This is a genomic window from Caproicibacter fermentans (assembly GCF_009746625.1).
GTDB lineage: Bacteria > Bacillota > Clostridia > Oscillospirales > Acutalibacteraceae > Caproicibacter > Caproicibacter fermentans.
Window position 1 is genome coordinate 24,035 of sequence record NZ_VWXL01000010.1, and the last position, 12,116, is coordinate 36,150.

A 12,116-nucleotide genomic window follows, 5' to 3' on the forward strand; every position below is an offset into this window, starting at 1 on the left:
GCAATAAAAAAATGGATTATTTTCACGTAGTTCGCAGTATTATTTAGAAAAAGTTTATAATTTTGACAAAGATGTCAACATACATTTATTATTTTATCACGACAAAATAAAATTATTCTTTTTTGAGAACTCCGAATCACTTTTTTACAAATGGGAATTTTTATTAAACCGCCGCTTGCAAAGGCGGCGCGGAGGTCGGTGCTGCGGGTATTATTTTTTTGCAGCGGCCGAAAATGCCTGAATTCATCTTTCGGTGCTGCCTGAGTGACACGCTGCATTATGCATCAATCAATAATTTCGTGTCAGTCTATAATATGTCGGCTTGAGGATTGGAAGTCACAGTATTTTTGAATCTTATAATACAGGAGATGTTTTTCTTGGAAAATAACAGCGAAATGAAGACAAATCTGACCATGCTGACCGATTTTTATGAAATAACCATGGCGAATGGTTATTTCACAAACGGTCACCGGGACACCGTGGTTTATTTTGACATGTTTTTCCGCGAGATACCGGACAACGGCGGCTATGCGATTATGGCGGGCGTTCAACAGCTTGTGGATTACCTGGAAAACCTGAAATTCACGCCGGAGGATCTTGAATATCTCCGCGGCTGCAAGATTTTCAGCGAAGAGTTTATCGGGTATCTGCGGGATTTCCGCTTTTGCTGCGACGTCTGGTCGGTACCGGAGGGAATGCCGATTTTTCCGGGAGAGCCGATCCTAACCGTGCGCGGCCCGGTGATACAGGCTCAGTTTATTGAAACAATGATTCTGCTGACCGTGAATCATCAGAGCCTGATCGCGACAAAGGCAAACCGTATCTGCCGCGCCGCGCAGGGCAGACCGGTCATGGAATTCGGTTCCCGGCGAGCTCAGGGCGCCGACGGGGCCATCCTGGGGGCGCGAGCCGCGTATATTGGCGGCTGCTGCGGCACGGCCTGCACGATTTGCGACCGTGAATACGGGGTTCCGGCTCTGGGAACCATGGCGCACAGCTGGATTCAGCTCTTTGATTCCGAATTGGAAGCCTTCCGCGCCTATGCGCGGGAATATCCACGGAACTGTACGCTGCTGGTCGATACTTATAATGTTTTAAAGTCCGGCGTCCCCCATGCGATTCAGGTGTTCCGCGAAGAAATCCTGCCGCGCGGGTTTCGGCCCGGGGGAATCCGGATAGACAGCGGCGACATCACCTATCTTTCCAAAAAGGCCAGAAAAATGCTGGATGACGCGGGTTTCCCCGATTGTAAAATCTGTGCTTCCAACTCGCTCGATGAATATATCATCCGCGATATGCTGATGCAGGGGGCGAAGGTGGACAGCTTCGGCGTCGGAGAACGGATGATTACCTCCTCAAGCCATCCGGTATTCGGCGGCGTTTACAAGCTCAGCGGGGTGGAAGGAAAAGACGGCGTGGTCACGCCGAAAATTAAAATCAGCGAAAATGTATCGAAAATCACTACGCCCGGCTTCAAAAAACTCTGGAGGCTTTACGACCGATCGAGCGGTAAGGCGCTCGCGGACGTGATCACCCTCTCCGACGAGGTGATCGACGACACGCGGCCCTATGAAATTTTTGACCCGAATTTCGTATGGAAGCGCAAGACGCTCACGAATTTCCGCGCGGAGGATATCCGCGTTCAGCTGTTCCAAAACGGGCGCTGCCTGACGCGGAAGCAGCCCCTGAAAGAGCTGCAGTCATACTGCTGCGAACAGGTGGACACGCTCTGGGACGAAGTCAAACGGTTTGAAAATCCCCACAAGTATTATGTCGACCTGTCCCAGAAGCTGTGGGACGTGAAGAGCCGGCTGATTTCCGAATATTCCTTCGGCCCGAACGCTTGACATTTTGTCCGAAATCGTTTAGAATACAGAATACTATGCGAGCAGGCCGGGCAGCCGCGGGCGCAGCGCGAAAGCGCGCGCGCGAGGAAAGTCCGAGCTCCACAGGGCGGAATAACGGCTAACGGCCGCCGGGGGCGACCCCAGGGAAAGTGCAACAGAGAAATACCGCCGCGTTTTTTCGCGGTAAGGGTGGAAAGGCGGGGTAAGAGCCCACCAGCGCGCGGGAGACCGCGCGGCTCTGCAAACCCTATTCGGAGCAACACCGCAGAGGGACATCATGCGCCTGCCCGGCGCGTCCCGAGAAGGTGGCACTGAGCCGCGGTGGCAACACCCGGCCAAGATAGATGGCTGCTTAAGACAGAACTCGGCTTACAGACCTGGTCGCATGCAACAAAACGGCGCGCTGATTTCAGCGCGCCGTTTTTGTTTCTATAAGGGGAACGGCCCGCCTTTTCCGGCGGGCCGTTCCCCTTATATAGGAAGATATGGTAAGAATCTTGTAATTGAATAAAATTGATTATACAAGTGCGAAAAGAGAACTGAAGAAACTGGTCAGGTTACGAATGCAGATCAACAGCGTGACGGCAATCACGACCGAACCCAGAATGTTTTGAAGCGCTCCGTTTTTGTAACGGCCCAGCCCGCGGTGATTCATGCAATACATCAGGAACAGAGCGACGACGGGAAGAATGATCGCGTTCGCCGCCTGCGCGAGCAGAATGATCTGGGTCGGGCTGGATTTCCCCAGTGCGGAAAGAACCATGCCGAACGCCAGAACAACAATCCAAAGGCCTTTAAATTTCAGGTCCTTCATGTTTTTCCCGAAACCGAGAACGCCGGAGGTAGCAAAGGCCGCCGCGAGCGGCGCCGTGATCGCCGAGGTAAATCCTGAGGCGAAAAGGCCGATGCCCAGGCACAACCCGGACCAGCTGCCCAGAATCGGATTAAAGGCCTTGGCCATATCCGCGCCGTTTGCAACCTGATTGCCGGTTCCGTAAAGATTTGCGGAAGCGGCAACGACAATCGCCATGGAGATGAGACCGCCCAGCCCGATGGAGACCACGGTGTCGATCCGGGCGCTTTTCAAGTCCTCAACATTTTTCCATCGCTCGGAAGCGGAGGAGGCGTGCAAAAACAAATTGTACGGTACGACGGTCGTTCCGATCAGGCCGATTACGGTCATCCAGCCGGTTTTGCCCGTGGCGGGTACAAAAAGCCCTTTCAAAACCGCGCCCCAGTCAGGACGGGACATCAGCGCCGTGACAAGGAAAACGACGCTCATGATCAGGACCAGAGCGATCAATACCTTTTCAATTCTATTGTAGCTGCCGGACCAGAGCAGAAGAAACGCCAGCGCCGCGAGAATCGGCGCCCAGACGGTAACGGGAACAGACGGCACGATCGTGTTAATTCCAAGCGCGCCCCCGACAAGATTGCCGGTTTCATAGGCGATATTGCCGACAAACACGGCAAGAATGATGATCACCACTGTGATCGATTTTAAAACGGGAGAAAGAACCTTTTCACGGATATTTTCGCCCAGCCCTTTTTGAGAGATGATTCCAAGCCGCGCCGACATTTCCTGAAGGATCATCGTTGCGATGGTGGAGAAGAGCAGAGCCCAGAGCAGTGTGTAGCCGTACCCGGCTCCCGCTTTGATGCAGGTTGTGACCGTTCCGGGACCGATGAAAGCCGCGGCGACCAGGGCCCCCGGGCCGATATTTTTGATGCGATACTTCAGTTTTTCCATTGATTACCCTGCCTTAGATAACGGAGATCCGCTAGTATTTTTTCGTTATTTTGGCAGAGCGGCACCCGGCGCCGCACTTTCCGCCTTTTAAACGAGGGGTACAAAAGCGTGCAATCCCCCGCTTCAGGTGGAAAACACGCCTTTGTATTTAACGGTGATATTTCATTGTATTTTTCTGTTTGATTAAACCACGCTGAACAGCAGTTCGCCGTAGGTCGGGTACGGCAGATAGTCGGAACCGAGCAGCGGCTCCAGCTTGTCGGCGACTGTGCGGGTTTTCGCCATTTTTGCGAACACGGTGTTGCGGAAATACTGCGCCTGTTCCAGCGTATCCTTGAATTCCCGATCCGTATTGACGGCGGAGTCCAGAGCCTCAACCTTTTCATACAGCTCGGAAGAAAGCTCCGAAAGCTTTTTCAGCAGGGCTTCTTCGTAACCGCAGCACAGATCCGGGCAAAGCTGCTTTTTGCCGTTGGCTGTCTCGCTCAGGTCTTTCATGTAGGAAGCGGCCGCGGGGAGCAGATCCTTGCGAATCATGTCGACCATGGTAAACGCTTCAATGCCGACCTGCTTATAGTAGTTTTCCAGCTGGATTTCATAGCGGGAGACGACTTCCGTCTTGGTCAGAACGCCGTGCTTTTCAAACAGCGCGATGTTTTCAGGCTTAATATAGTAAGGCAGCGCCTCAACGGTGGAGTGGAGGTTCAGCAGTCCGCGCTTCGCGGCTTCATCGATCCATTCCGGCGCGTAGTTGTTGCCGTTGAAGATGATGCGTTTGTGCTCTTTGATTGTTTTCTGAATCAGAGTGTTCAGCGTGCCCTTGAAGTCGTCCGCCTTTTCCAGCTGGTCGGCAAACTCGCACAGGGCGTCGGCAATAATGGTGTTCAGCATCATGTTCGGGCAGGCGATGGAATCGGAAGAGCCGGCCATGCGGAACTCGAATTTGTTGCCGGTAAACGCAAACGGAGAGGTGCGGTTGCGGTCGGTTGTGTCCTTCGGGGTTTTCGGCAGAACGTCGGTGCCGATTTCCATGAAGACGCGGTCCTTTTTCACGCAGGGCTTGCCGGCTTCAATCGCGTCCAGAATTTCCTTCAGGTCTTCGCCGACAAACATGGAAACAATGGCCGGAGGCGCCTCGTTCGCGCCGAGGCGGTGGTCGTTTGCCGCGCTGGCCACGCTGATGCGGAGAAGATCCTGATGCTCGTCGACCGCTTTGATGACGGCTGCGAGGAAGAGCAGGAACTGTGCGTTTTCACTCGGGGTTTCGCCCGGTTCCAAAAGGTTTTCGCCCTTGTCGGTGGACATGCTCCAGTTGTTGTGCTTGCCGTTGCCGTTGATGCCCGCGAAGGGTTTTTCATGCAGAAGGCAGGTCAGTCCGTGTTTGATCGCGACTTTTTTCATCACTTCCATGACAAGCTGGTTATGGTCGGTTGCAATATTGCTGGAAGTGAAAATAGGCGCGAGCTCATGCTGAGACGGGGCAACCTCGTTATGTTCGGTTTTGGCCAGGATGCCGAGCTTCCACAGCTCTTCGTTCAGGTCCGCCATGAAAGAGGCGACGCGGGGCTTGAGCGCTCCGAAGTAATGATCGTCCAGCTCCTGTCCCTTCGGCGGTTTTGCGCCGATCAGCGTGCGGCCGGTGTAGATCAGATCTTTTCTCTTTTCATAGAGAGCCTTGTCGATGAGGAAGTATTCCTGTTCGGGGCCGACGGTGGTTGTAACGCGAACCGCTTCGGTGTTGCCGAACAGGCGGAGAATGCGCAGAGCCTGTTTGTTGACGGCGTCCATCGAGCGCAGCAGCGGGGTCTTTTTGTCCAGAGCCTCTCCGCCGTAGGAATAGAAGGCGGTGGGGATGCACAGGGAATTTTCCTTTATAAAAGCGTCGCTGGTCGGGTCCCATGCGGTGTAGCCTCTTGCCTCAAAAGTAGCCCTCAGCCCGCCGGACGGAAAGCTGGAAGCGTCCGGTTCGCCCTTGATGAGCTCTTTACCGGAAAATTCCATGATCACCCTTTCTCCGTCGATGGGGGAAATGAAGCTGTCGTGCTTTTCCGCCGTGATGCCGGTCATCGGTTGGAACCAGTGGGTAAAGTGGGTCGCTCCCTTTTCCAAAGCCCATTCCTTCATGGCGTTTGCGACCACGTCGGCTACTTTGGGGTCCAGCGTTTTACCCTGCTCTCTTGTTTCCTTGAGGGCCTTGTATGCTGATTTGGGAAGCCTAGCCTTCATTACGGTGTCGTTGAACACCATACTTCCGAACAATTCTGGAATATTGCTCATCAGAAATTCACTCCCTATATAAAATACGGTTGAAATGAAAAAAGATGCTGTCGGCCCCTTGGTATAAGAGCCCAACAACACCTTTGTTGCATGTTTTCATTATATTGCGATTTCGAAGGGAAGTCAATATTTAATTGCAGCCAAATGCAGAAATTAAAAGAAAAAAAGCCAATATGCTGTTTGGAATCATCCAATATGAATTTTACATTACAAATTCCTCCATTTTCTCAAATCTCAGTAAAACTATTGACTTTATCGGGTAAACAATATATCATGTAAAAACATACAAAAGAAAGTTTTTTTAAAAATTAGTTTACATTGTTAAGGAGACCTTCCGATGAACCGGGGCATTTTACTTCGACGGAATTTAGTCGGCAAACGAAAATTTCTTTTCTTGCAGGGAGGCTGATGGGAATATGCAAAATGAGGGGGAAATCAGAATCCCGTCCGGGTGCGCGATCACGGGCGTGATTTCAAAAAGCGGAGAGCGGTTCAGCGGCGAAACGGCCATCCGTTCCATTGAACCGATGCACGACCGTTCCAACGGGCTGGGCGGCGGGTTTGCCGCTTACGGGATTTATCCGCAGAACCGCGACCTTTACGCGTTCCATGTTTTTTATGACAGCGCGCGCGCGAAAGAGGAGTGCGAGCAGGTCCTTCAGACCAGCTTCGACGTTACGGTCGCGGAAAAGATTCCGACGAGGAAGATGCCGCAGATTACGGACGAACCGGCCATCTGGCGCTATTTCTGCCTTCCGTACGAAAAGCTGCTGCAAAGCACCGGCCTGGACGAAAGGGAATTCGTCTCCCGCTTTGTCGTGAAGATCAACACGCAGATTCGCGGGGCGTATGTGTTCAGCAGCGGAAAGAACATGGGTGTGTTCAAGGCGGTCGGCTTTCCGGAGGACGTGGGCCGGTACTACCGCCTGGAGGATTACGAGGGCTACTGCTGGACGGCGCACGGGCGCTACCCGACGAACACGCCGGGCTGGTGGGGCGGCGCGCATCCGTTTAACCTGCTGGATTACACGGTGGTTCATAACGGGGAGATTTCCTCTTATGATGCGAACCGACGGTTTATCGAAATGTTCGGCTACCGCTGCACGCTGCTGACCGACACGGAGGTCATTACATATATTATCGACTACCTGAACCGCAGGCAGGGCATGAGCCTGGAGGAAACCGCCGACGTTATCGCCGCTCCGTTCTGGAGCGAGATCGACGCGATGGACGAGGCGGACCGGAAAAAATTCACTTATTTAAGAAACGTGTATTCCAGCATGCTGATTACGGGCCCGTTCTCCATTCTGCTCGGATTTACCGGCGGCATGATGGCGCTGAACGACCGTCTGAAGCTGCGCAGCATGGTGGTCGGCGAAAAAGGCGACCGCGTTTACGTGGCCAGTGAAGAGTGTGCGATTCGCACGGTGGCGCCGGAGCTGGACCGCCTGTGGTCGCCGCGCGGCGGCGAGCCGGTCATTATTCAAGTCAACGAGGGGGTGCGGATCTGACATGGCGATCAACTATAATATCCCGGAATACGACGTTCTCCGCGACCCGCAGCGCTGCATCGCCTGCCGTGTCTGCGAGCGCCAGTGCGCAAACGAGGTGCACTCCTTCGACCCGGATTCCGGCACGATGAAAAGCGACGAAAGCAAATGCGTCAACTGTCACCGCTGCGTCGCGCTCTGCCCGACGCACGCGTTGAAAATTGTGAAGAATCCGGATACGTTCCGCCTGAACGCCTACTGGGGGCAGAACGACATCAGCGAAATTTACAGGCAGGCGGAAACCGGCGGAATGCTGCTTTCCTCCATGGGCAATCCGAAGCCATACCCGATTTACTGGGATAAAATCCTGATTAACGCCTCCCAGGTGACAAACCCGTCCATCGATCCGCTGCGCGAGCCGATGGAGACCCGCACGTTCCTCGGCAAAAAGCCGGGCGCCATTGAACGGAATCCGGACGGAAGCATCAAGACCGACAGCCTTCCGCCCCAGCTGAAGCTGGAGGTCCCGATTCTGTTCTCCGCCATGAGCTACGGCTCCATCAGCTACAACGCGCATCAAAGCCTCGCGAGGGCGGCACAGGAGCTGGGAACCTATTATAATACGGGCGAAGGCGGGCTCCACGAGGACTTTTACAAATACGGCCCAAACACCATCGTTCAGGTCGCGTCCGGCCGGTTCGGCGTTCATCACGACTATCTGGAAGCCGGCGCGGCGATTGAGATCAAAATCGGGCAGGGCGCGAAGCCCGGCATCGGCGGGCACCTGACGGGGGCGAAAATCACGGACGCGGTTTCCCGCACCCGCATGATCCCGAAGGGCACCGACGCAATTTCCCCGGCGCCGCACCATGATATTTATTCGATTGAGGACCTGCGCCAGCTGGTTTACTCCCTGAAAGAGGCGACGGAGTACAAAAAGCCGATCATCGTCAAAATCGCGGCGGTTCACAACGTGGCGGCGATTGCGAGCGGAATCGCCCGCAGCGGGGCGGACATCATCGCGATCGACGGTTTCCGCGGCGGCACCGGCGCGGCGCCGACCAGAATCCGCGACAACGTCGGCATTCCGATCGAGCTTGCGCTCGCGGCGGTGGACGAACGCCTCCGGCAGGAGCAGATCCGCAGCAACGTCTCACTGATTGTCGCGGGCGGCATCCGCAATTCCGCGGACGTGGTCAAGGCGATTGCGCTCGGCGCGGACGCGGTCTACATCGCGACCCCGGCGCTGATCGCGCTGGGCTGCCACCTGTGCCGCACCTGCCAGATCGGCAAGTGCAACTGGGGGATCGCGACCCAGCGGCCGGACCTGGTCAAGCGCCTGAATCCGGATATCGGCTACAAGCGTCTTATGAACCTCGTTTCCGCCTGGCAGCACGAGATCATGGAAATGATGGGCGGCATGGGCATTAACTCGATTGAGGCGATGCGCGGAAACCGTTTGATGCTGCGCGGCGTCGGCTTGAACGAAAAAGAGCTTGAAATTCTTGGAATCAAGCATGCGGGGGAATGAGTGATGAAACGGGTTTATGTGAATGAAGAATGGTGCCTGGGGTGCCATTTGTGCGAATACAACTGCGCGTTTGCCGCGACCGGCGAAACCGATATGGCAAAGGCGCTCAAGGGTGTTACGATTCACCCGAAAATCCAGATTGAGGAAAACAACCGGATCAGCTTTGCTGTTTCGTGCCGCCACTGCGACGACCCGATCTGTGTGAAAAGCTGCATCGCGGGCGCAATTTCCAAGACGGACGGCGTGGTTCATGTCGACAAGAGCAAGTGCGTCGGGTGCTACACCTGCATTCTGGTCTGCCCTTACGGCGCGGTGATGCCCGCCCCGGACGGCCACGCGATTCAGAAATGCGAGCTGTGCACCGACAACGCGTGCGGAGAACCCGCCTGCGTCAAAGGCTGCCCGAACGGCGCCATTGTGTTTGAAGAGAGGTGAATCGACTTGAATTATGTAATTCTCGGAAACTCCACCGCGGCCGTCGGCTGCATTGAGGGAATCCGTTCCGTGGATCCGCAGGGGACAATCACGGTGATCTCCGACGAACCGTACGCGGCTTATTCCCGCCCGCTGATTTCCTACCTGCTGTACGGCAGCACGACGGAGGAAAAGATGCGGATCCGTCCGGACGATTTCTATGAAAAGATGAAAGTAAAGACTTTTCTGGGGAAGAAAGCGGTTCGGGTCGATTCCGGCCGTAAAGCGGTTGCGCTTGACAGCGGAGAATCGATTCCGTTCGACAGGCTTCTCATTGCGACAGGCTCCCGGCCGTTTGTTCCGCCGATGCAGGGGCTTGATAAAGTCGGAAAAAAGTTTTCCTTCCTGACGCTGAACGACGCGAAGGCGCTGGAATCCGTTTTAACCTCCGAAAGCCGGGTCCTGATCGTCGGAGCGGGCCTGATCGGACTGAAATGCGCGGAGGGGATCCGCGGCCGCGTCGGCTCCATCACGGTGGTGGACCTTGCGGACCGGATTCTGCCGAGCATTCTGGACGAAGCGGGTTCCGAAATGGTGAAGAAGCACATCGGGCAAAACGGCATCAAGTTTCTGCTGGGCGACAGCGTCGCTGAGTTTGAGGAAAACCGCGCTCACTTAAAAAGCGGCGGCGCGGTGGACTTCGACGTGCTGGTGGTCGCCGTCGGCGTACGCCCGAACACGGAGCTGGCGGCGGAGGCCGGATGCGAGGTCGGGCGCGGCGTCGCGATTGACGAAGCTTCCGCGACGAGCGTGCCGGGAATCTACGCGGCGGGCGACTGCTGCGAATGCCGGGACATTACGACAGGACAGCGGCGCGTGCTGGCGATTCTGCCGAACGCCTATCTTCAGGGCGAAACGGCGGGAGTGAATATGGCGGGCGGCGAAAAGTCGTTCGCGAACGCCGTGCCGATGAACGCCATCGGATTTTTCGGGCTGCATGTTCTGACCGCGGGCAGCTACGACGGGGAAGAGATCGTCGAGACGAAACCCGGCGTTTACAAAAAGCTGATTGTCAAGGATCATTTGCTCAAGGGCTTTATTCTGATCGGCGAAATCGCCCGGGCGGGGATTTACACTTCGCTGATTCGGGAGCAGACCCCGCTGGATACCGTCGATTTTGAGCTTTTGAAACAGAAGCCGCAGCTGATGGCGTTTACGGCGGAGCGCAGGGCGGTCAAACTCGGAGGTGCGAAATGAACCGGATTGATGCAAACGGCAGGGATTTCCGCGCGCTGAACGAGGAAATCCGGGCGGCGGGACAGGAAATTCTGATAGAAAACTGCATGGGACAGCGGTATATCGCGGCCGGGATGAGCGGGGTCAGCCTGACGATTCAAGGGATTCCCGGCAACGCTCTGGGGTGCTACCTGAACGGCGGAACCATCCGGGTGCACGGCAACGCGCAGGACCAGACCGGGGATACCATGAACAGCGGAACCATTGTGGTCGACGGTTCCTGCGGGGACGCGACCGGGTATTCGATGCGCGGCGGGAAAATTCTGGTGCGCGGCAACGCGGGCTACCGCGTCGGAATCCACATGAAGGCATACCGGGAACAGCAGCCGCTGATTGTGGTCGGCGGCGAAACGGGAAGTTTTCTGGGCGAATACCAGGCGGGCGGAACCATTATCGTGCTGGGAATCGGTTCAGAAAAAAAGGCTCCGGTCGGAAACCTGTGCGGCACCGGGATGCACGGCGGGAAGATGTTTCTGCGGGCGGAAGAACTCCCCGCGGACTTACCGCCTCAGGTGGCGGCTTCGAAAGCGACCGAAGAAGATATGGCGGAAATCGACGGGTATCTGGAAGAATTCTGCGCGGCGTTCTCCATGGAGAAGCAGAGCCTGTTTGACCGCCCGTTCTACGTGCTGCGGCCGAATTCCGCAAACCCTTATCAAAACCTGTATACGTTCAATTAAATATTCTGATTGCGATAGAAAGAGCCGGGTGCTTCGAAAGAAACATCCGGCTGTTTGCAGTTATGTTTTCTAAACGGCTTTGTACAAATCGTCCAGCAGAGCTTCGATCCTTTGATGCGCGTTGATACAGTCGTAGTAATCGGCCGAAGGGTCGATTCCGTAATTTTCTTTGATATAATCGGCACCCTCCTGTTCCCCCTGAATGATCTTTTGGTAATATCCCGCGTAATTGCCGGAGGTTTTTCCTGAAGGAAAAGGAGTGCCTAAGGGAAAGACAGCGCCTGAGGGCAAGAGAGCGCACACGCGTATATGGGCTCTCCGGTAATCCTGATAAGACAAAGCGCCGTCGTTGGTCAGGTCGGCCAGAAGGCTGTTTAATTGGGAATCAGACAGGCCGGAAGAATCCGCCAAATGATATTTTTCCCGCAGATACTGTTTTTGAGCGGCAGTCAAAGTTTTTGTTCCGGTCGAGTTCCGCCCCGCCTCCGTGATGTTTGCCGATTGCCCGGATTGGTTTGCGGAAAGCTGTACGGTATCCTGATTGCTTTTTGAAGCGCTGTTCAGTTTCTCTGCGAAAGAAGCGGAGCTTGTCCCTTGCTTCGGTTTGCTCTTGGAATCGATGAGGGAAGCTGTTTGCGTGGCGGATAACGGGTTGATTGTCATGTTATAACACTCCATTTAGAATTCATTTGTGGATGGGGCTATGGTTCCCGAACCGACCATTTTTAATAACAGATTAGAATCATAATTTCATACTATCACAATGACATTTTTTGTCAATCTGTTTTCGCAAAAATGATCGGTTGCTTTTTTCGGGCCATTTTTCGCAAA

9 protein-coding genes and 1 other RNA gene are annotated in these 12,116 nt (G+C 54.9%); 7 read left to right on the forward strand and 3 right to left on the reverse strand.

The window, feature by feature from the left end; all coding sequences use genetic code 11:
• The first annotated feature begins 395 nt into the window (after nt 1-395).
• A complete protein-coding gene (locus CAFE_RS01290; protein ID WP_066645421.1) occupies nt 396-1,847 on the forward strand; it encodes a nicotinate phosphoribosyltransferase in 1,452 nt (483 codons plus the stop codon).
• Between the two features lie 38 nt (nt 1,848-1,885).
• Nucleotides 1,886-2,235, forward strand: an RNA gene (gene rnpB / locus CAFE_RS01295) — RNase P RNA component class A.
• A 129-nt stretch (nt 2,236-2,364) separates the two neighbouring features.
• On the opposite strand, the gene CAFE_RS01300 is transcribed toward rnpB, so the two are convergent.
• Both CAFE_RS01300 and CAFE_RS01305 read right to left on the reverse strand, forming a co-directional pair.
• Nucleotides 2,365-3,597 carry an Nramp family divalent metal transporter gene (locus CAFE_RS01300; protein WP_066645405.1) on the reverse strand — a complete coding sequence of 411 codons (1,233 nt, stop codon included), beginning with the start codon at nt 3,595-3,597 and terminating at the stop codon, nt 2,365-2,367.
• A gap of 183 nt (nt 3,598-3,780) precedes the next feature.
• On the reverse strand, nt 3,781-5,874 hold the full coding sequence (locus tag CAFE_RS01305) for a glutamine synthetase III family protein (protein WP_156989577.1): 2,094 nt from the start codon (nt 5,872-5,874) through the stop codon (nt 3,781-3,783).
• Between the two features lie 416 nt (nt 5,875-6,290).
• Here CAFE_RS01305 and CAFE_RS01310 point away from each other — a divergent pair, with 416 nt between their 5' ends.
• Genes CAFE_RS01310 through CAFE_RS01330 form a run of 5 tightly spaced genes read left to right on the forward strand, consistent with a single transcriptional unit; the run spans nt 6,291 to nt 11,285 of the window.
• The gene (locus CAFE_RS01310) at nt 6,291-7,385 is read left to right on the forward strand and encodes a class II glutamine amidotransferase (protein ID WP_066645409.1); all 1,095 of its coding nucleotides are present in this window, start codon (nt 6,291-6,293) and stop codon (nt 7,383-7,385) included.
• A gap of 1 nt (nt 7,386) precedes the next feature.
• The gene (locus CAFE_RS01315) at nt 7,387-8,895 is read left to right on the forward strand and encodes a glutamate synthase-related protein (RefSeq protein ID WP_066645410.1); all 1,509 of its coding nucleotides are present in this window, start codon (nt 7,387-7,389) and stop codon (nt 8,893-8,895) included.
• Between the two features lie 3 nt (nt 8,896-8,898).
• The gene (locus CAFE_RS01320) at nt 8,899-9,330 is read left to right on the forward strand and encodes a 4Fe-4S dicluster domain-containing protein (protein ID WP_156989578.1); all 432 of its coding nucleotides are present in this window, start codon (nt 8,899-8,901) and stop codon (nt 9,328-9,330) included.
• A 6-nt stretch (nt 9,331-9,336) separates the two neighbouring features.
• The gene (locus CAFE_RS01325; RefSeq protein ID WP_156989579.1) at nt 9,337-10,566 is read left to right on the forward strand and encodes an NAD(P)/FAD-dependent oxidoreductase; all 1,230 of its coding nucleotides are present in this window, start codon (nt 9,337-9,339) and stop codon (nt 10,564-10,566) included.
• Nucleotides 10,563-11,285: a GltB/FmdC/FwdC-like GXGXG domain-containing protein gene (locus CAFE_RS01330; protein ID WP_156989580.1), complete on the forward strand. Its 723-nt coding sequence runs from the start codon at nt 10,563-10,565 to the stop codon at nt 11,283-11,285. The genes CAFE_RS01325 and CAFE_RS01330 overlap by 4 nt, the downstream gene beginning before the upstream one ends.
• A gap of 69 nt (nt 11,286-11,354) precedes the next feature.
• Here CAFE_RS01330 and CAFE_RS01335 read toward each other — a convergent pair whose 3' ends face one another.
• Nucleotides 11,355-11,948, reverse strand: coding sequence for a hypothetical protein (locus CAFE_RS01335; protein WP_066645418.1), 594 nt, complete (start codon nt 11,946-11,948; stop codon nt 11,355-11,357).
• Between the last annotated feature and the right edge of the window lie 168 nt (nt 11,949-12,116).